Raw genomic sequence first — 19,991 nt, forward strand, 5'->3', positions numbered from 1 at the left:
GCCGATCTCGTAGCCGCGCCGCTCGGCGAGGCGCCGCTGGACGTCGAGCTGCCGTCGCCGCGCCGGTTCGTCGGCCTCGTCTTGGAACGACCAGGGCGAGTAGTCGAAGTGGGTGCGGTCGAACGGTTCGTCCGCCTCGGGCGGGTCGGTCACGACCGGGCGCCGGAACGCACGACGGGGCGCACCGAGTCGCGCACCACGATGTGGGTGCCGAGCATGACCCGTTCGGGTGTTCCCGACTTGTCCCGTGCGCGTTGCAGGGCCATGCGCACCGCGGTGCGGCCCAGCTCCTCGTGCGGCACGTGGACGGTGGTGAGGCCGATGTCGGCCGCGGGCGGCAGGTCGTCGAAGCCCACCATGGAGATGTCGTCGGGGATGCGCAGGCCGTGCTCGAGCAACGCCTGACGGGCGCCGGCGGCGATGAGGTCGTTGCCGGCGAACACGGCGGTGAAGTCGGCCGGCCCGGCGGCGAGCCGTTCGCTGATCATCCGGTAGCCCTCGTGCCGCTCCATGCTGCCCTCGACCTCCAACCCGGGGTCGTGGACCACGTGGTGGTCGGCCAGGGCCTTGCGGTAGCCGGCGACGCGGCTCTCCGGGGTGGTGTAGTTGTCGCGCCTGCCCAGGAACAGGATGCGCTGGTGGCCCGCCGACAGCAGGTGGCTGGTGATGGCGTAGGCGCCGCCGGTGTTGTCGTACTCCACGACCAGGGCGGGCACGTCCGGCCCGAGCGGCGGGCGTCCGCACAGGACCAGCTGGGAACCGGCGAGCGCCAGCGCGCGGGCGTACTCGGCCATCCGGGCGCGGTACGCCTCGTCCGCCACCACGTTGCCGACCAGGATCACGCACTCGGCGTGCTCCTCGCGCATGAGCTGGACCGTGGCCAGCTCCCGCTCCGGGTCGCTGCCGGTCGTGCCGACGATGCAGAGCTTGCCCTCGATCGCGGCCTGGGTCTGCACGCCCTGCGCGACGTGGGCGTAGTGCGGCGACACGACGGAGTTGACGATGATGGCGACGCTGCGGCTGCTCGCGCCCGCCAGCCCGCGCGCGTTGGCGTTGGCCACGTAGTCCAGCTCGCGCACCGCCCGCAGCACCCTGGTCCGCGTGGCCGGCGCGCCGGGGTAGGTGCCGGACAGGATCCGGGAGACGGTGGCGACGGACACCCCGGCGTGGGCGGCCACGTCACGGATCGTCGTCGGCCGGGGTCCACCGCTGTCGGACGCCGCTCGCCGAACCATCCCGCCTCCGTCTGCGCTGGTGCACGCCGCTGGTAAAACGCTTGCACGCGATGCTTCCGGCGGACTGTCCCGGTGTCAAATCACCATTGCGGTCGGCGGCGGGCCGGAGCGGGGCCCGTTCGGACGCGTCCGACCCGTCTTTGCGGTAACCGCATACCTCCCATCGCCGGGTGTCTTGACAGAGGCTGCGGCCCGTGCTGGCATTACCGCGCTGTAAACGTTTTCATCACCTCATCGGAGCCCCCGCCGGAGTGGAGCACCCATGGCGATGATCTCCCGACGCAACCTCATCCTCGGCGCGGCCGCGGTCGGCGCCGCCGCGCACGCCGGTCACGGCGCCGCGCCGGCGCACGCCGCGGGCCCCCGACCGGCCGCGGCGAGCGGCACCTTGGCCGACGGCGTCCCGCTCGGCTGGCTGGAAGGCGGCACGCCGCGGCGGCTGGCCGCCGGGTCAACCTGGGGCGTGCCGTGGCCGAAGGGCACGGTGCCCGAAGAGCAGGCGTTCGCCCTGCGCACGGCCGCGGGGCAGCAGGTGCCCGTGCAGACGTGGGCCACGGCGTACTGGCCGGACGGCTCGCTGAAGTGGACCGCGCACGCCATCGGCGAGGACGTGCCGCCGGCTGAGAAGTACGTGCTGACCGGCGGCACGCCCGCCGTGCCCGCGACGGCCGTGACGGTCGAGGACGGCCGCAACGAGGTCGAGGTGAGCACCGGCGTCATCCGGTGCGTGATCCCCAGGAAGGGCGACCAGCTGGTCCGCGCCCTGTTCCGGGGCGACCGCGAGATCGCCCGCAACGGCCGCCTGGTGTGCCTGCGGCAGGACGAGCCGGGCGGCGACGAGGGCGGCACGGCGAAGGCGGAGAAGTTCACCGGCCGCACGGAGAAGGTGACGGTCGAGCAGTCCGGGCCGGTCCGCGCCGTCGTCCGGGTCGACGGCGGCCACCGGCACGGCAACCGGACCTGGCTGCCGTTCACCGTGCGCCTGTACTTCTACGCCGGCAGCGACGGCGTCCGCGCGGTGCACAGCTTCGCGTACGACGGCGACGAGAAGAAGGACTTCGTCCGCGGCCTGGGCATCCGGTTCGACGTGCCGATGCGCGACGAGCCCCACGACCGGCACGTGCGCTTCGCCGGACCCGGTGACGGCGTGCTGTCCGAGGCGGTGCGCGGCGTCACCGGACTGCGCCGCGACCCCGGCGCGGAGGTCCGCCGGGCGCAGGTCGCCGGCCGGGCCACGCCACCGGTGTCCACTTGGGACACCAGGGTGGCGTCGCGGCTGCACCTCGTCCCCGCCTTCGGCGACTACTCGCTGCGCCAGCTCTCCGCCGACGGGTTCCAGGTCCGCAAGCGCACCAAGGCGGGCCACGGGTGGATCCCGGTCGACGCCGGCGGCCGGGCGGGCGGGCTCGGGTACGTCGGCGGCCCCGGCGGCGGCTTCGCGTTCGGCCTGCGGCACTTCTGGCAGCTGCACCCCACCCAGCTCGACGTGCGGGGCGCGGCCGGCGGGACGGCCGAGGTCACCGTGTGGCTGTGGTCGCCCGACGCCGAGCCGATGGACCTGCGCTTCTACCACGACGGCCTGGGCCAGGACACCTACCCCGAGCAGCTGGAGGGCCTGGAGATCACCTACGAGGACTACGAGCCGGGGTTCGGCACCCCCTACGGGATCGCGCGCACGACGGAGCTGGTGTTCTGGGCGTTGGCGTCGACGCCGCCCGCCGAGCGGATCGCCGAGCTGGCCGACGCGGTGCGCACCCCGCCGCTGGTCGTCGCACCGCCCGCGCACCTGCACGCCGCCGGCGTGTTCGGCGACTGGTCGCCGGTGGACCGCTCGACCCCGGCGAGGGCTCGCATCGAGGACCGGCTGGACCTCCTGTTCGCCCACCACAGCGCGCAGGTGGAGCAGCGGTCCTGGTACGGGTTCTGGGACTACGGCGACATCATGCACAGCTACGACCCCGACCGGCACGTGTGGCGCTACGACGTCGGCGGCTACGCGTGGGACAACTCGGAGCTGTCCACCGACCTGTGGCTCTGGTACCACTACCTGCGCACCGGCCGGGCCGAGGCGTTCCGCTTCGCCGAGGCGATGACCCGCCACACCGGCGAGGTCGACGTCTACCACCTCGGCAAGTGGCGCGACCTCGGCACGCGGCACGGGGTGCAGCACTGGGCCGACAGCGCGAAGCAGGCGCGCATCAGCAACGCCGGCTACCGGCGGTTCCTGTACTTCCTCACCGCCGACGAACGCGTCGGCGACCTGATGCGCGACCTCGTGGACGCCGACCGGACGTTCCTGGCCCTGGACCCCGTCCGCAAGATCCGCACCGGGCCGTACGAGCCCGACCCGCACGCCCTCGGCGTCAGCACCGGCACCGACTGGAGCGGGCTCGCGCTCGCCTGGCTGACCGAGTGGGAGCGCGGCGGCGACCCGGTCGCCCGCGAGAAGCTGCTCAACGGGATGCGCAGCATCGCCGCGATGCCCAACGGGTTCGCGCGCGGCAGCGGCCTGTACGACCTGGACGACGGCACGTTCACGCCGACGGAGCCCGCGGTGGGCGTCGGTTCGCTGGGCGCGGTGTTCGGCCTGGTCGAGCTGTGCAGCGAGCTGATCTCGCTCACCGGCGACGAGGCGTTCACCGCGGCGTGGTTGCAGTACTGCCGCCTCTACAACGGCACCGCCGCCGAGCAGCAGGCGGAGACGGGGCAGTCGTGGGGCAGCCTGAACCTGCGCCAGGCGCACTCCCGGCTCACCGCCTACGCCGCCGCCAAGCTCGGTGACACCAGGCTCGCCCAGCGGGCCTGGGCGGAGTTCGACACGGGCCACGCGGGCTACCCGAAGGGCCACGACTTCGGGTCGCGGCGGGTCGAGGGGCCGAAGGTGCTCAAGCCGGTGGACGAGGCCGACTTCAGCACCAACGCCTCCGCGCAGTACGCCCTGGCCGCCATCCAGTGCCTCGCCCTGGTGGGCGACCGCCTGCCGGCGTGACCGGAGCTCCGGCCCCACCCGGTGCTCCCGGGCGGGGCCGGAGCTCCGACGGCGTCACCGGTTCGCCGCGTGCTCCTCGGCCAGTTCCCCGGCGACCCGGTCGCCGCCCGCCTGCCGCCACTGGGTGACGACGTCCTTCCACGCCGACAAGGGCTTGCGGCCGAAGGCGACCGCGGCGATCCCGTCCCCGACGATCTGGCTCAGCTGGGCGCCCTTGCCCGCCTCGGTGGCCGACCGGAGCCCGGTGGCGGGGTTGCGCACGCTGCGCGGCATCGTGGCCTTCTGCCACTCGTGCACGGCCTTGGCCGCGTCCGGGTACCCGGGCAGGTAGAGGACCGCCGGCGCGGCGCCGACGTACTTCGTCGGCAGCAGCGAGTTGTTCTCCTGGCCGTAGAGGTCGGTGGTCCTGATGCCGTCGGCGTCCTTGGTGAAGTGCTCGCCCTCCACGCCGTAGTTGGCCAGCTCGTGCTCCTCGGTGCCGAACGGCGCGCTGAGGTAGTCGACGATGCGCAGCAGCAGCTTGATGCGGGCCGGCTCGGCCTTCTTGAACGTGACGTGGCCGAAGACGCCCGGACCCTGCCACGGTGTGGCCCGCGGCCCGTAGGGGCGGCCGAGGTCGAGGGCGAACCGGCCGTCGATCTTCTTCATGGTCGCCAGGCTCACCGAGCCGAACCCGTCGTTCATGGTGGCGACCGTGCCGTTGTGGAAGTGGCTCTGCATGTCCGTGGAGCTGGTGGTGAGGCTGTCGGGGTAGTGCGCGCCCGACTCGACCAGCTTGCGCATGACCTCCAGCGCCTGCTCGAACTGGGGCGTGGCCAGGGTCGGCGCGAACGCGCCGCCGTCCGCGGACCACGTGTTGGGCGCGCCGAGCGAGCCCGCGTGGTAGGTGATGCCGCCCAGGCCGCCGAACAGCGTCTTGAACCAGCCGACGCCCCACTTGCGGTCGCCGGTGAGCTGCTTCATCGCGTCGAGGTGCTGCTCGGTCGTCCAGTCCAGGGGTATGCCCGCCGCGTCCAGCGCCGTGCGGTTGACGAACAGGCTGTTGGCCGGCATCGGGCGTTCCAGCGGGACGCCGTGCAGCTTGCCGCCGATGCGGCCCATGCCCTTCCAGGCGTAGGTGGGCAGGTTGGCCAGGTTGGGGTACTCCTTGACCGCGTCGCCGCCGACGAACTCCGACAGGTCGGCGCACCGGGCCTGGACGAACTCGGCGGCGTGCGGCAGCGCCAGGTTCGAGAACATGACCAGGTCCGGCAGGTCGCCGCTCGACGCCATCAGCGTGGCCATCTTCTGCCCGTACTCGGGGTCGGGCACCACGATGACCTTCAGGTTGACGCCGAGCGCCCGGTTGACCGCCTGCCAGTACTGGTTGTCGCCGACCGGTTTGGGCGGCGCGCCGTAGGACAGCACCATCACCGTCACGACGGACCCGTCGCCCGGGGTGTCGCCCACCGACCGCACCAGCCGCTCGGGGTACTTCAGGTACAGCGGCTGCACGCCGGAGTCGTCGCCGGGGGCGTCCGGGGTCGGGCCGGTGAACGGCACGTACGTCGGCCACGGGGCCAGGTCCTTGCCCGCGTTGGAGACGCCGCCACCCGAGGGGCCGCCGCCGCACGCCGTGAGGAAGGAGGGGACGGCGAGGCCGAGCGCGCCGACGCCCGCCAGCCGGAGCAGGGAACGGCGGCCGATGCGGTGGTCCATGAGGAGGTTCCTCTCCCGGCCGGGAAGCCGAAAGGAGTGGTTGCGGTGGAGGGGTCAGGCCTTCAAGGCACCGGTGACGACACCCTTGACGAAGTAGCGCTGCAGGAACGGGTACACGCACACGATGGGCAGCGTCGCCAGCATCACCACGGCCATCTGCACGGACTGCGGCGACGTGGCCGCCAGCTCGCCCGAGGACTCGGCGAGCGACGCCCCGCCGGTGACGTACTGCCGCAGCACGGTGCCGATCGGCCACTTGGCCTGGTCGTTGAAGTAGATGATCGCCTCGAAGAAGCGGTTCCAGTACGCGACCGCGTAGAACAGGCCGACCACGGCGATGACCGCCTTGGACAGCGGCAGCACGACCAGGCGCAGGATGCCCAGCTCGCCCGCGCCGTCGATGCGCGCGGCGTCGATCAGCTCCCCGGGGATCGACTGGAAGAAGCCGCGCATCACGACCAGGTTGAACACGTTGACCAGGAACGGCAGCACCAGCGCGGCGTAGGAGTCGAACAGCCCGGCGCCCTGCACCACCAGGAACAGCGGCACCATGCCCGGCGGGAACAGGAACGTGAACAGCACCAGCAGCAGCAGCGGTTTGCCGCCGTACACCGCGGGCCGGCTCAACGTGTAGGCCAGCCCGATCGTGCAGAACAGGCTCAGGGCCGTGCCGACGACCGTGACGCCCGCGCTGACCAGCAGCGCCCGGCTGATGATGCCGCCCTGGAGGATCTCGGCGTAGGAGTCGAACGAGAACTCGTCGGGCCAGAGCACCCAGCCGCCGTCGGCGATCACGTTCTGCGGCGAGGCCAGGCTGGTCGCCAGCACCGTCCACAACGGGAAGACCACCAGCGCGACCACCACGGTCAACGCCACGGCCTTGGCGACGCGCACCGCGGGGGTCGGCCGGCCCATCCAGGCCGGCGCGGTCGTCCTGCTCATGCCTTGTAGACCCCCTGTTCGCCCAGCCGGTGGGCCACCTTGTTCGCCGCGTAGACGAGCGCCACGCCGACCACGCCCTTGAACAGCCCGACCGCTGCCGCATAGCCGAAGTCGCCGTTCGCGAAGCCGGTGAAGTACACGAACGTCTCCAGCACCTCGCCCGCCTCCGGGCCGACCGACTGGCGCTGGAGGAAGAACTGCTCGAACCCGATCGAGAGGAACTCGCCCAGCCGCAGCACCAGCAGCAGCACGATCACCGGCCTGATCGCGGGCAGCGTCACGTGCCACACCCGGCGCCACCAGCCCGCGCCGTCCAGCGCCGCCGCCTCGTACTGCCGCTCGTCCACCTGCGACAGCGCGGCCAGGAAGATGATGGTGGCCCAGCCGCACTCCTTCCACACCAGCTGCGCGACCACCAGCGGCCCGTACGCGTCGGCGTTGCCGATGATCGACACCCCGCCCACGCCCAGGTCCGACAGCCAGCCGTTCACCACGCCCGCGCCGCCCAGCACCTGCTGGAACAGCGCGACCACGATCACCCACGACAGGAAGTGCGGCAGGTACACCACGCTCTGCACGAAGCGCCGCAGCGTGTCGCCCACGACGCTGTTGAGCAGCAGCGCCAGCGCCAGCGGCGCGGGGAAGAAGAACACCAGCTGCAACGCGGCGATCAGCAGCGTGTTCTCCACCGCGTTCCAGAACAGCGGGTCCGAGGCCATGCGCTCGAAGTGCGCCAGACCGACCCACTCGCTGCCCGGGACGCCCAGGAACGGCACGTAGTCCTGGAACGCCAGCACGTTGCCGAACAGCGCGCCGTAGTGGAAGAACAGGAAGTACGCCAGACCCGGCGCGGCGACGAGCAGCAGCACCCGGTCGGCCCGGAGGCGGCGCAGGTGACCGGGGCGCGGGCGACCGCCCTCCGGTGGGGCGGGCGCCTCCCCGGTCGGGGGACTGGCGCCACCGGTGCCGCCGCGGACCCGCGTCATGTTCACGTCGAACGCCTCTCTCGCGGTGCCGAGCCGAAACAGAATGGTCACGAAGATAAAACGGTTACACAGGTTCGTCAACGCCTTGCGTGGCTGGTAAGGCTGGGTGTATTCGCCTGTGCTGCTGCTCTGCTCCGGTCAGGTTGCGGGCATTGTGAGCGGAAGGGGTGGTGCGTAGAGTGACCTGTGGATGCAAACGTTTACATGGATCGGCCGCTGCCCGACCCACTGATAGGAGCCCACTCCGTGCCACGGCGCCCTGTCGCGGTCTTCGCCCTCGCCCCCTGGGCGTTCGCCGACGTCTTCCCACCCGACCTCGTCACCCGGTTGCGGCAGCTGGTCGACATCGACCCGACGACGACGTTCACCTCGTTCGACGGGCCGGCCGCCGCCGCGGCCCTGGCAGAGGCGGACGTCCTGGTCACCGGGTGGGGCTGCCCGCGCGTCGACGCCGGGGTGCTGGCCGCCGCGCCGGGGCTGCGCGCGATCGTGCACGCCGCCGGCACGGTGAAGTCGTCCGTCGACCCCGTCGTGTTCGAACGCGGGGTGGTCGTCTCCTCGGCCGCCGAGGCCAACGCCGTCCCGGTGGCCGACTACACGATGGCCATGCTGGTGCTGGGCGCCAAGCGGGCCTTCGGTCGCGCCCGGCGGTACGCGACGGCCGCCGAGGGCGCGCCGCGGGACTGGCTGCCCGGCGACGGCACCGGGCTGCACGACTGCGCGGTTGGGGTCGTCGGCGCGTCCCGGATCGGGCGCCTCGTGCTGCGGCGGCTCCGGGCGTTCGACGTGGAGGTGCTGCTCCACGACCCGCACGTGACCCGCGCGGAGGCCACGCGCCTCGGCGCGGAGGCCGTGGGGATGGACGACCTCTGCCGCCGCAGCGACGTGGTCACGGTGCACGCGCCGGCCCTGCCCGAGACCCGGCACCTGCTCGACGGCCGCAGGCTGGACCTGCTGCCCGAGGGCGCGCTCGTGATCAACACCGCGCGCGGCTCGCTGATCGACACCGACGCGTTGACCAGGGTGTGCGCCACCGGCCGGATCTCGGCGGTCCTGGACGTGACCGAGCCGGAGCCGCTGCCCGCCGGGCACCCGCTGTTCGCCCTGCCCAACGTGCTGATCACCCCGCACCTGGCCGGCGCGCAGGGCCGCGAGCTGCGGCGCATCGGCGAGTTCGCGGTCGCCGAGGTGGGCCGGTTCGTCAAGGGCGTGCCGCTGGTCGGGCGGGTGGCGGCCGAGCGGCTGCCGTACATCGCGTGACCGGCTCGTCCGACGAGAGGATGCACCGCGTGAACCCCTTGGCCGACCTGGCGGAAGACCGGCGGCTCAGCCCGCGCACCGGGTACACCCGCGCCCACTGGGAGGCCGCCGCCGACGCGTTGCTCGACGCGGCGTGGCGGTGGGCGAGCCCCGCCGGCGCCCGGCTGGACCTGCCCGGCCCGGCGTCGGGCAGCGGCGTGCGCAGCGACGGCCTGGAGGGGTTCGCCCGGACCCTCCTCGCCGCGGGCTTCCGGGTCGCCGGCGCGGGCGGCGACGACCCGCACGGCCGGCTGGCCCGGTACGCCGACGGCCTCGACGCGGGCACCCGCACGCCCGGCGCGGACGACGCCGAGTCGTGGCCGGTGATCCGCGACCACCACGTGCGGGGCCAGCCGATGGTCGAGGCGGCGTCGGTCGCGCTCGCCCTGCGGGTGAGCCGGCCGTGGCTGTGGGACCGGCTGGACGACACCGTCCGGGACCGGGTCGAAGCCTGGCTGCGGGACGCGCTGCACGCCCTGCCCGCGCCCAACAACTGGTACCTGTTCCCGTTCACCGTGGCCGGGTTCCTCGAGGCGGTCGGCCGGGGCGACGCCGACACCGCCCGCGCCCGGCGGCGCGCCCTGGACCTGCTGGAGGCGTGGTACCGAGGCCAGGGCTGGTACTCCGACGGCGACGGTCGGGCCTTCGACCACTACAACGGCTGGGCGCTGCACCTGTACCCGGTGCTCGACGCGCACCTGGCGGGGACGGGCTCCCCGCACGGCGACCGGCTGCGCGAGCACCTCGCCGGGTTCTCGCTGCTGTTCGGCGGCGACGGCGCCCCCGTGCACCACGGCAGGTCGCTGACCTACCGGTTCGCCGCCGGCGCGGCCGTCGCCCTCGGCGCGGTCACCGGCCACACCCCGCTCGCGCCGGGGGTGTCCCGCCGGCTGCTCAGCGGCTGCCTGCGCCACTTCCTCGACCGGGGCGCGGTGGACGACCGCGGCCTGCTCGGCCTCGGCTGGCACGGCCCGCACGCCCCGACCGTGCAGCGCTACTCCGGGCCCGCCTCGCCGTACTGGGCGGCCAAGGCGTTCGTGTGCCTGCTCGCCGGGCCCGACGACCCGCTGTGGACCGAGGTGGAGCGGGACGCGCCCGTCGAGGAGCGCGACCACGTGCTCGGCCTGTCCGCGCCGGGCTTCCTCGTGCAGACCACGGCCGCCGACGGGATCGCCCGCCTGCACAACCACGGCAGCGACCACGTGCGCCCGACCCACGCGGAGACCGCCGAGGGCGACGACCCGCACTACGGCCGGTTCGCGTACTCGACCCGCACCGGTCCGACCCCCGCCGGCCACCCGGCCGACAACCACCTCGCCGTCGTGCACCGCGGGCTGCGCGGCGCCCGCCGCCGCATCCACCCGCTCGGCGCGGGCCACGGCGACGGCTGGGGCTGGGCCGCCTCGTGGCACCGGCCGGTGTTCCCCGGCGGCTCGCCGTTGCTGCCCGCGCTGCGCGTGGAGAGCGTCGTGGTCGCCCGAGGACCGCACGAACTGCGCGTGCACCGCGTGGTCGGCGCGCCGCCCGGGGCCGGTGTCGAGCTGACCGGCTGGGCCGCCGGACCCGACCTGTCCTCGGTGCTGCGCCCCCTGCACGGCTGGGAGTCCGCCGACGAGGTCGTCGCGCCGGGCGGCACCGCGTTCACCGCCTCGGCGCGGGTGCCGAGGCTGCTCGGGACCTCGGACGGCACCTCCGCGCACGTCGCGCTGGCCGTGCTCGCGGTCGACCCGGGGGACCTCGCCGACGTGGTGGCGGTCGTGGCCGCCGGGCCGGACGCCGTCGAGGCGCGCTGGTCGGACGGGACGGTGACCAGGGTGTCCTTCGCGCCGCTGGAGGTGGTGCACGGGTGACCGGGTGGCGGTTCGCGGTGAGCACGCTCGGCGCGCCCGGTGTGCCGCTCGCGGACAGCGCGCGGGTGGCGGCCGAGCACGGCTGTCACGGCCTGGAGGTCCGCGTGCACCCCGACGAGGAGGTCCACCTCGGGATGTCGCCCGTGCGGGCGGCGCGGGCACGTGACCGGATCGCCGACGCCGGCTTGGCGGTCGCCTGCCTCGCGGGCTACCCGAAGGTGTGCCGGCCGGGACCGGACGGGCCGGTGGTGGACGAGCTGCGCGCCCTGGTGGAGTTGGCGGCGTCGCTCGGTGCGCCGTCGGTGCGGGTGTTCCCCGGCGGCGAGCGCCCGGGTGAGGACGGGCGGGCGTCGCAACGCATCGCCGCCGTGCTGCCCGACCTGCGCTCCGCCGGCGTCCGGCTGCTGGTCGAGACGCACGACTCCCACCCGACCGGCGAGGCGGCGAGGCGGCTGGTCGCGCCGTTCGGCGACCCCGGGCGGGTGGCGGTGCTGTGGGACGCGGTGCACCCGTGGCGCGCGGGCGAGCCGCCGGAGCGCACGCGCGCGTCGCTGGGGGAGTACCTGGGGTACTTCCAGGTCAAGGACGTGGCCGCCGGTGCCCCCACGCCGGTCGTGCCGGGTGCGGGCGACGTGCCGTTGGCGCGGTGCGGCCGGCTGTTGGCGGACTGGTCGGGGTGGGTGTCGCTGGAGTGGGAACGCGCCTGGTACCCCGACCTCGCGCCGCTGCCGGCGCCGCTGCGCGCGGCGGCCGACTGGTACGCCCGGTGGCGGCCGTGACCCGCTTGCCGGGGGACGCGGTGGCGGGCAGCCGAAGGCGACCGGCGGAGATGGAAAGCGCTTTCCGCAGTGGTGGCGAGCGGGTGAACGACCCTTGACGAGGGGTGCGGCGGGCCGGAATACTCGCCGGAAAGCGCTTTCCGACCGAAGGGGTCCGGGTGGAAGAGGCCGTCGTCGCGATCCGGGAGCAAGTCGGGCTCGACCTGCCGGAGCGGTCGCGGTGAGCGCCCTGGCCGTGCGGCACGACATCGGGTCCGCGCTGACCCTGCGCGCCGGCGACGTCGACCTCGCGCGCTACGTCTACGTGCCCGACACGCCGGAGCTGGAGTCGCCCAAGCCGTACCTGCACCCGGTCCGCACGCGGGCGGGGCGGGTGGTGAGCCTGTTCCGGCCGCACGACCACGTGTGGCACAAGGGGATCGCCTGGTCGTTGCCGAACGTGGGCGACGAGAACTTCTGGGGCGGTCCGACCTACGTGCACGGGCGGTCCTACGTGCAGCTGGCCAACAACGGCGCCCAGCTGCACCGGCGCGTGGTCGACGTCGGCGTGGACGGGGAGACGGCCGGGTTCACCCACGAGTTGGACTGGATCACCCAGGCCGGGGCGACGGTGATCACCGAGCGTCGGACGATCGCCGCGTCCCTGCTGTCCGCCGAGGCGTGGGCGCTGACGTTCGACACGACGATGACGAACACCTCGGGGCGGGACGTCGCGTTCGGCTCGCCGACCACGCGCGGCCGGGAGAACGCGGGGTACGGGGGCCTGTTCTGGCGCGGGCCGCGCTCCTTCACCGGCGGCGCGGTCGTGACGCCCGACGGCGTCGGCGGTGACGAGCTGCGCGGCCGGCGGTCCGAGTGGATGGCCTTCGCGGGCCGCCACGACGGCGACGACGCGCGATCCCTGGTCCTGATGGTCGACCACGCGGCCAACCCGCACCACCCGCCGCGGTGGTTCACCCGGTCCGAGAACTTCGCGTGCCTGAACCCGGCTCCGTTCTTCAGCGAGGAGCTCGTCGTCGCGGACGGGGAGACCGTGCGGTTCCGCTACGGCGTCGGGGTGGCCGACGGCGGTGAGGAAGACGCCGCCGCCCTGGCGGATTCGGTGCGCGGTGTGTTGGGTGAGTCGGTGTGAGCACGTTTCCCGGCGGGACGTCGTTGTCGTTCCTCGACGTCTACGACGACGCGGCGCCCGACGGCGTGGTGGGCGGCAGCCCGCACCTGCACCTGGCGTCGACCGAGTGCTACGTGGTCGTCGGCGGTGAGGGCGAGCTGCACGCGATGACCCTCGACGGCTGCCGCGAGATCCCGCTCGCCGCCGGTTCGGTGGTGTGGTTCACCCCCGGCACGATCCACCGCGCCGTCAACCACGGCGGTCTGCGGGTGGTCGTGGTGATGGGCAACGCGGGGCTGCCCGAGGCGGGTGACGCGGTGATGACGTTCCCGCCCGAGGTCGTCGCCGACCCGGACCGCTACCGGGACGCGGCGACGTTGCCGGTCCGGGCGACGGAAGCCGAACGGGCCGCCGACGCCCGCCGACGCCGCGACCTGGCGGTGGAGGGCTTCGTCCGGCTCCGGGACGCCCTCCGCGGCGGTGACCCGGCTCCGCTGCGCCAGTTCCACGCGTCGGCGGCGGCGTTGGTCCGGAACCGGGCTCAGACCTGGGCGGACATCGTGCGCGCCGGGCCGCTCGGCCAGGCCGAGACCACTCTCGCGATCACGCAGGACCTGTCGCGGGGCGTGGCCGCGCACTTGGCGCGGGCGGCCGTGACGCGGGCACCGGAGCCGCGGCGGGTGTTCGGCATGTGCGGCCGGCTGCGCCCGGTCGACGTGGGCTTCCCCCTGACCGTCGCAGCGGACGAGGAGCACCTCTCGTGACCAGTCGCAGCTACACCTGCGCGATCGTCGGCACGGGCGCGATCGCCGGCGCCCACGCCGAGGCCATCGCGCAGCTCGCCGGCCGGGCCCGGCTCGTCGGCGCGGTCGACGTCGACGCCGACCGGGCCGCCGCGTTCGCCGCGTCCTGGGACGTGCCCGCCTACCCGACGCCGGCCGCGCTGCTCCAGGACGGGCGACCCGACCTGGTCCACGTGTGCACGCCACCGGGGACGCACCTGCCGCTCGCGCTGGAGTGCCTGGCGGCGGGCGCGGTGCCCGTGGTCGAGAAGCCGCCGGTGCTGTCGTTGGCCGGTGTCGACCGGTTGCGCGCCGCCGAGGAGGCGACCGGCGTGCCGATGGCCACCGTGTTCCAGCACCGGTTCGGGTCCGGCGCGGTGCGGCTGCGGCGGCTGGTGGCCGAGGGCGCGCTGGGCCGGCCGCTGGTGGCGTCGGCGAGCACGTTGTGGTTCCGCGACGACGACTACTTCGCCGTCCCGTGGCGGGGGAAGTGGGAGCTGGAGGGCGGCGGGCCGACGATGGGGCACGGCATCCACCAGTTCGACCTGCTGCTGTCGATCCTGGGCCCGTGGCGCAGCGTCACCGCGATCGCCGCCCGCCAGGCCCGGCCGACCGACACCGAGGACGTGTCCGCCGCTCTCGTGCGGTTCGAGTCCGGCGCGGTGGCGACCGTGGTCAACTCGCTGGTCTCGCCGCGCCAGACCAGCCAGTTGCGCTTCGACTTCGAACGGGCCACCGTCGACCTGGAACACCTCTACGGCTACACGGACGCGCACTGGACGTTCACCGCCGCGCCCACGGCGCCCGACGTCGCCTCGGCGTGGGACAGCGGCCCGACCGACACGCCCAGCGGCCACACCGCCCAACTCGCCGCCGTGCTCGACGCCCTCGACACCGGCGGGACGCCACCCGTGTCGACCGCCGACACCAGGATGACCATGGAGTTCGTCGCCGCCGTCTACGCCTCGGCGTTCACCGGCGGCACGGTCGAGCAGGGCGAGATCACCGACGGCCACCCGTTCTACGACAGCATGGCGGGCACCGGCGCGCCCTGGCCGACCACGTCCGACCTCCGGTCCTCCCGGTGACGGGCGCGGGGACTGCCCGCGCCCGTCGGATCAGCCGACCTTCGGGTGGATCTGCGTCTCCCGGCCGGTGACGGCGTCGATCGCGAAGACCCGTTCGACCCGGGGGTTGGTCTGGAGCGTCGGGAAGTCCGCCAGCTCCACCGGGTCGCCCTCGGCGCGGTTGGGGCCGACGAGGACGTAGACGTCGCCGCTCGCGCTGCGCGCCGGGCTCGCCGCGACGTCGTCCGACAGCCCCCGCTCGGGCCCGGGTCGCCCGGCGGCGTCGGGAGCGGAACCCGGCTCGGGGCGGCTGTCCAGGTTCGTCATGAACTCGGCCAGGTCCATCAGGGAGTGCCGCCGGCCCTGAGCGTCGATGGTGTCGCCGGCCCAGAAGAAGGACCCTTCGCCCTTGGTGGCGAGGATGTCGCGGATGTTCTCCTGCCAGCGCTCGCCTTCCTCCGCCGGGAGGTCGCGCAGGTCGAGGCAGGGCTTCCCGTCCACCGACGTGATGGGGAACCCGTGCTGGTCACGCTCACCGGGCCCGCCATCCTCCCCGCCACCGCCGTGCTCGCCGTGCCGGCCGTGCTCGCGGTCTTCACGCTCGCCGTGTTCGCCGCGCTCACGGTGCTCGCCGCCTTCTCGATCACGGCCGGGGCGCTCGTCGTCCGAGGCGTCGCGGTCACCACGACCACCCTGGTCGCCGGGCGTCTGCTCACCGGGCCGGTGATCACCACCCGCACCACCGCCGCCGGTGCCGAGGTCGGGGATCCCTGGCTGCTTGAACAGGTCTTTCGGCACTTCGGGGATGGGTGGCATCGGCGGTGGGGTCGTGCCGCCTGCCGGGCTCGTCGCGCCGGGAGTGGTCGACGTGGGTGATCCGCCACCGGTCGATCCACCACCAGGCGTACCGCCGCCGGCCGAGCCGCCGCCCGTGCCCGGATCGGGGATGCCTGGCTGCTTGAACAGGTCCTTCGGCACCTCCGGGATGGGAGGGGTCGGTGGCGGGGTCGTGCCGCCGGCCGAGCCGCCCGTGCCCAGGTCGGGGATTCCCGGTTGCTTGAACAGGTCCTTGGGCGCTTCGGGGATGGGTGGCATCGGCGGTGGGGTCGTGCCGCCTGCCGGGGTGGTCGCGCCGGGGGTGGTCGGTGTGGGTGATCCGCCGCCGGTCGATCCGCCGCCGGCCGTATCGCTGCCGGCCGAGCCGCCGCTCGTGCCCGGGTCGGGGATGCCTGGCTGTTTGAACAGGTCCTTCGGCACCTCCGGGATGGGAGGGGTCGGTGGCGGTGTGGTGTCGGCGGAGGGGGTGGTGCCGCTGCCGGAGCCGTTGGGGACGGGAGGCGGGTCCGGGATCTCGGGGAAGTCGGGGATCGGTGCGGCTTGGGGTGCTGCGGCCTGGGGCGGGGTGGAGGGCTTCGTCGGGGATTCGGCGGTCGGTGCGTTCGGCATCGTGGCCGTCGGGGGCACCTGACCGGTGGGGACGCCGGCCGGCTGACCGGTCGGTGCGCCGCCGCCCTGGCCCGTGGGCGTGCCGGACTGTCCTGTCGGGGTTTCCGGGGCCGTGTAGTTCGAGGCTTGGGTGGTGCCGTCCGGGCCGGGGAGGTCGGTCGGCGGCGGGACTTGCGCGCCCGAGGGTGGGGCGGCGCTGCCCGCGCCGCCTCCGGCACCGCCCGGGATCTCCTGGGTCGGGGTGACCGGCGGGCCCTGGGGCGTCGGGGTGCCGCCGGGGCCGCCTGCCGGTGCGCCCCGCGGCCCGTCGGCGATCGTGGCGGGTTCGACCAGGGCGAACTGCTCGCCGCTGGCCCGGTCGGCGTCCTGATGGGTCTGCGCGGTGGCCTTCAGGCCGTCGCCGACGAGCCCCAACGTCGAGGCGGCTCGACCGGTCAGCTCGACCGACCTGGTGTTGGAGGCGTTGAACGCTTCGACGGCGAACGTGCCCGCGGTGCCGAAGGCGTTGCCCGCCAAGGCCTGGCCGGACAGCTTCGAGGAGACCTCTTCGTAGCCCGTGCGCAGCTCGCCGGCCTGCTGCTGGAGCGTGTCCATCGCGGCCGGGTCCAGGGTGAAACCGGAGTCGCCGCCGGGAGGTGGTGGCGTGCTGATCGTGGTGGGTGTCAGGTTGGTGACCATGGCGTTGCCTCCGCGGAACGCAGGGAAGTGGAAGGACGGGGAGGTTCTCGGCCGGGGCGGCCCGGGGGACCGCCCGCGCCTACTCGGTCTCCTCGACCCTGCGGACCGTCGCGTGGTGGGTGGCGGTCACCGCACGCGCCTCCGCCTGCTCGGCGGCTCGGAAGTGGGTGGCCGGCTCGGTGGCGCGAACGCCTTGCTCGTACTGGACGGGGGCCTCCAGGCGGGTCGCCTGCATCATCGGCTCCGCCTGCACGTGGGCCGTCCGCATCATCGGCTCCGCCTGCACGTGGGCCGTTCGCATCATCGGCTCGGCCTGGACGGCATGGCGCGCCTGGACCGGCTCCTCCGCCCGCACGAAATGGGTGGGTTCCTCGGGCAGGAGCCGACCGGTGAGCCGCTCGCCCGCCACCGCGTGCACGGGGCGCAGGGCTTCCGCCTCTTCCACGGCCATGGCGCGGGTGGCCTGCACGGGGCGCAGGGCCTCCGTCTCCTCGACCGCCATCGCCCGGGTCGCCTGCATGGGGCGCAGCTGCTCCTGAGCGGTCTCGCCTTCGCGCAGCAGTCGTCGGGACGCGGTGTGCGCCGGGGTCGCCTCCGAACCGCCGCTCGAGGCGGCCTCGAACCGCTCCCACCCCCGGCCGACCTCGTCGGCGATCTCGTCGAGCTGCTTGACCCGGTCGACCTGGCGGGTCAGGGCCGCGTTCAAGTCGTCCATCTTCGCCGCGATGCTCGTGCCGAGCTGGGTCGCGCTGTCCACCACCGAGGCCAGGAACATGGCGATGGACGCGCCGAACGTGATCGGCGCGAAGACGTAAGCGCTGATCGCACCCGGCACCAGCGAGTGCGAGTACTGGCCGACGGTGTGCAGCAGCGCCTCCCGCAGCGCCCGCACCATCGCGCCGCTGTTCTCGACCACCACGCCCTTCACCGCCACCGCGCCGGCCAGCGAGTCCAGCTCCCCGCCCAGGGCGTCCATGCTGGTCTGGTAGGCCTCCTGCGCCTTGCCCGTCCACCCCTGGGGCTTGGCCAGCGTGTCGCGCTGCGTCGACGCCAGCTCGCGCATCCGCTCCGCACCGGAACGGATCGCGTCCACGGTCGCCTGCACGCTCTGCGGGTCGCCTTGGAGCTGGTCGATCGGCTCGCGAAGGAAGGTCACGTAGTCGACCGCCCACCCGGCGACGCCTCGCAGGCTCGCGAACGGGTCCTCCGGGAACTGGCCACCGGTGGGCCTGCCCACCACGGAGTCCGGCTCGGCCGCCGCCTCCGCGCCGATCGCCTCGATCCGCTGGTCGACGTCGGCCCTGGCCGCGATCTTCCTCCGCACGGTGCGCATGGGGGCCAACGCGGCGGTTCCTGTTGCCATGAGCCGGACCTTCCTCGACAGCGCTGGGTTCGAGCCGGGACGGGTGCTCCGGGCTGGACGCCCGGCCCGGGCAGTCAAGTGATCGCCGCCAACGCCGCGCCAACGTTGTGCTAACGATCACCGCCGTGTCCGCCGGCAGCGGAACCGCTGCCGGCGGGGCCGGACCTGCGTCACGATGGCCGCATGGCGGACATCCTCCCCTTCCACCAGAAGCGCACGCCGGACCGCGAACCGGAACCGCTGTGGCGCGACCTGCTCGGCCGGAGCCTGCGCGCGGCCAGGGAGGAACGGGGCAGCCGCCTCGTCGACGTCGCGGAGCGGGCCGGCATCTCCCCGCAGTACCTGTCGGAGATCGAACGCGGCCGCAAGGAGCCGTCCAGCGAGATGATCGCCGCTGTCGCCGGCGCGCTCGGCGTCGAGCTGGTCGACCTGCTCGCCGACATCGCGGGCGACGTCCGGCGCCGGCGCGGCACGGGCCCCGGGGTGGGCCGCCCCGCGGTCGGGCGGCGCCCGGCGGGACCCGTGCTCATGGCCGCCTGAGGCGCGGTCTCAGACCCGGTGCTCGAGGACGCGGTCCGCGAGCCCGTAGCGGATGGCGCCCACCGCGTCGAACACCCGGTCGCGGTCGGTGTCGTGCCGCAGTTCCGCGACCTCGCGCCCGGTGTGCAGGGAGAGGATCGACTCCAGCTGGGCCCGCACGCGCACCACCTCGTCGGCTTGGAGGATGAGGTCCGGGATGGTCCCGCGGCCCTGCGCCGCGGGTTGGTGCAGCACCACCCTGGTGTGGGGCAGCACGAACCGGTGCCCGGCCTCGCCCGCCGCCAGCAGCACCGCGCCGGTCGCCACCGCCTGGCCGACGCACGTCGTCGCCACCGGGGCCTTGATGTAGCGCATGGTGTCGTACAGCGCGAGCATCGCGGACGGGTCGCCGCCCTCGTTGTTGATGTACAGGTTGATCTCGCGGTCCGGGCTGTCCGCCTCCAGGTACAGCAACTGGGCGATCAGCGCGTTGGCCACACCGGAGTCGATCGCGGTACCGAGGTAGACGATCCGCTCGGACAGCAGGTGCGAGTACACGTCCATGACGCGTTCGCCGCCCACGCCGCGGGTGATGACGTTGGGGATGGTGTAGGTGCTCACGCGCGGACCCCCGTCCGCGAACCCAGCCCCAGCTCGTGCGTGCGCACGGGCACGACCTGGTCGAGGCGCTCGACGACGTGGTCGATGAAGCCGTAGTCGAGCGCCTGCCCGGTGGTGAACCAGCGGTCGTGCAGGGAGTCGGTGAAGATCCGGTCGACCGGCTGGCCGGTGTCCTCCGCGATGAGCCCGAGCACCGTGTCCCGGGTGTGCCGCAGGTCGTCCGCCTGGACCTGCACCTCGACGGCGGACCCGCCGATCCCCGCCGAGCCCTGGTGCATCAGGATGCGGGCGTGGGGCAGGGCGTAGCGCTTGCCCGGTGTGCCCGCCGACAGCAGGAACTGTCCCGCGCTGCACGCCAGTCCCAGCGCGAGCGTGGCCACGTCGCACGGCACGAGCCGCATCACGTCGCGGATCGCGAGCATGGCCGGGACCGAACCGCCCGGCGAGTGGATCCACAGCGCGATGTCCTTCTCCGGGTCCTCGGCGGCAAGGGACAGCAGCTGCGTGGCCAGCACGGTCCCGTTGTCGTCGTCGAGGGGGCCGTCGAGCACCAGGACCCGTCGGCTGAAGAACCGGTCCCGCAGTCGGTGGTCGAACAGGGGCTGCCTGTCGTTGTCGCTCATGCC

Annotated in this window: 16 protein-coding genes; 8 read left to right on the forward strand and 8 right to left on the reverse strand. The window is 73.9% G+C overall.

Features of this window, described 5'->3' with window-relative positions; translation table 11 throughout:
• Nucleotides 1–149: 149 nt before the first annotated feature.
• Entirely contained in the window at nt 150–1,178 is a 1,029-nt protein-coding gene (locus IOD16_RS12240; protein WP_236594928.1) for a LacI family DNA-binding transcriptional regulator, read from the reverse strand.
• A gap of 319 nt (nt 1,179–1,497) precedes the next feature.
• On the opposite strand from IOD16_RS12240, the gene IOD16_RS12245 reads away from it, so the two are divergent.
• On the forward strand, nt 1,498–4,224 hold the full coding sequence (locus tag IOD16_RS12245; RefSeq protein ID WP_201440137.1) for an exo-rhamnogalacturonan lyase family protein: 2,727 nt from the start codon (nt 1,498–1,500) through the stop codon (nt 4,222–4,224).
• 54 nt (nt 4,225–4,278) lie between these two features.
• Here the strand turns inward: IOD16_RS12245 and IOD16_RS12250 are convergent, their stop codons facing one another.
• Genes IOD16_RS12250 through IOD16_RS12260 form a run of 3 tightly spaced genes read right to left on the reverse strand, consistent with a single transcriptional unit; the run spans nt 4,279 to nt 7,901 of the window.
• Nucleotides 4,279–5,922, reverse strand: a complete 1,644-nt coding sequence (locus IOD16_RS12250) for an extracellular solute-binding protein (protein ID WP_201440138.1) — start codon at nt 5,920–5,922, stop codon at nt 4,279–4,281.
• Between the two features lie 54 nt (nt 5,923–5,976).
• A complete protein-coding gene (locus IOD16_RS12255) occupies nt 5,977–6,864 on the reverse strand; it encodes a carbohydrate ABC transporter permease (protein ID WP_201440139.1) in 888 nt (295 codons plus the stop codon).
• Nucleotides 6,861–7,901 carry an ABC transporter permease gene (locus IOD16_RS12260; protein WP_236594929.1) on the reverse strand — a complete coding sequence of 347 codons (1,041 nt, stop codon included), beginning with the start codon at nt 7,899–7,901 and terminating at the stop codon, nt 6,861–6,863. The genes IOD16_RS12255 and IOD16_RS12260 overlap by 4 nt, the downstream gene beginning before the upstream one ends.
• Before the next feature lie 195 nt (nt 7,902–8,096).
• Here IOD16_RS12260 and IOD16_RS12265 point away from each other — a divergent pair, with 195 nt between their 5' ends.
• The 6 genes from IOD16_RS12265 (at nt 8,097) to IOD16_RS12290 (ending at nt 14,759) form a co-directional block, all read left to right on the forward strand.
• On the forward strand, nt 8,097–9,110 hold the full coding sequence (locus tag IOD16_RS12265; protein WP_201440140.1) for a hydroxyacid dehydrogenase: 1,014 nt from the start codon (nt 8,097–8,099) through the stop codon (nt 9,108–9,110).
• On the forward strand, nt 9,107–10,999 hold the full coding sequence (locus tag IOD16_RS12270; RefSeq protein ID WP_236594930.1) for a DUF2264 domain-containing protein: 1,893 nt from the start codon (nt 9,107–9,109) through the stop codon (nt 10,997–10,999). The genes IOD16_RS12265 and IOD16_RS12270 overlap by 4 nt, the downstream gene beginning before the upstream one ends.
• Nucleotides 10,996–11,778, forward strand: a complete 783-nt coding sequence (locus IOD16_RS12275; RefSeq protein WP_201440141.1) for a sugar phosphate isomerase/epimerase family protein — start codon at nt 10,996–10,998, stop codon at nt 11,776–11,778. Before IOD16_RS12270 ends, IOD16_RS12275 begins: the two co-directional genes overlap by 4 nt.
• 220 nt (nt 11,779–11,998) lie before the next feature.
• Nucleotides 11,999–12,910: a PmoA family protein gene (locus IOD16_RS12280; RefSeq protein WP_201440142.1), complete on the forward strand. Its 912-nt coding sequence runs from the start codon at nt 11,999–12,001 to the stop codon at nt 12,908–12,910.
• Nucleotides 12,907–13,653, forward strand: coding sequence for a cupin domain-containing protein (locus tag IOD16_RS12285; protein WP_201440143.1), 747 nt, complete (start codon nt 12,907–12,909; stop codon nt 13,651–13,653). Before IOD16_RS12280 ends, IOD16_RS12285 begins: the two co-directional genes overlap by 4 nt.
• Nucleotides 13,650–14,759, forward strand: coding sequence for a Gfo/Idh/MocA family protein (locus tag IOD16_RS12290; RefSeq protein ID WP_201440144.1), 1,110 nt, complete (start codon nt 13,650–13,652; stop codon nt 14,757–14,759). The genes IOD16_RS12285 and IOD16_RS12290 overlap by 4 nt, the downstream gene beginning before the upstream one ends.
• A 30-nt stretch (nt 14,760–14,789) precedes the next feature.
• On the opposite strand, the gene IOD16_RS12295 is transcribed toward IOD16_RS12290, so the two are convergent.
• Together IOD16_RS12295 and IOD16_RS12300 are read right to left on the reverse strand one after the other, a co-directional pair.
• The gene (locus tag IOD16_RS12295) at nt 14,790–16,862 is read right to left on the reverse strand and encodes a hypothetical protein (RefSeq protein ID WP_201440145.1); all 2,073 of its coding nucleotides are present in this window, start codon (nt 16,860–16,862) and stop codon (nt 14,790–14,792) included.
• Nucleotides 16,863–16,941: 79 nt separating this feature from the next.
• On the reverse strand, nt 16,942–18,225 hold the full coding sequence (locus IOD16_RS12300; protein WP_201440146.1) for a hypothetical protein: 1,284 nt from the start codon (nt 18,223–18,225) through the stop codon (nt 16,942–16,944).
• 183 nt (nt 18,226–18,408) lie between these two features.
• Between IOD16_RS12300 and IOD16_RS12305 the strand changes: the two genes are divergently transcribed.
• Complete coding sequence (locus tag IOD16_RS12305; protein ID WP_123742121.1) at nt 18,409–18,765, forward strand: helix-turn-helix domain-containing protein; 357 nt, start codon at nt 18,409–18,411, stop codon at nt 18,763–18,765.
• A 9-nt stretch (nt 18,766–18,774) separates the two neighbouring features.
• Here IOD16_RS12305 and IOD16_RS12310 read toward each other — a convergent pair whose 3' ends face one another.
• Together IOD16_RS12310 and IOD16_RS12315 are read right to left on the reverse strand one after the other, a co-directional pair.
• On the reverse strand, nt 18,775–19,365 hold the full coding sequence (locus IOD16_RS12310; RefSeq protein ID WP_123742120.1) for a ClpP family protease: 591 nt from the start codon (nt 19,363–19,365) through the stop codon (nt 18,775–18,777).
• On the reverse strand, nt 19,362–19,988 hold the full coding sequence (locus IOD16_RS12315) for a ClpP family protease (RefSeq protein WP_201440147.1): 627 nt from the start codon (nt 19,986–19,988) through the stop codon (nt 19,362–19,364). The genes IOD16_RS12310 and IOD16_RS12315 overlap by 4 nt, the downstream gene beginning before the upstream one ends.
• Nucleotides 19,989–19,991: the final 3 nt, after the last annotated feature.

Origin of the sequence: Saccharothrix sp. 6-C, from assembly GCF_016695385.1 — a bacterium.
Classification (GTDB): domain Bacteria; phylum Actinomycetota; class Actinomycetes; order Mycobacteriales; family Pseudonocardiaceae; genus Actinosynnema; species Actinosynnema texasense.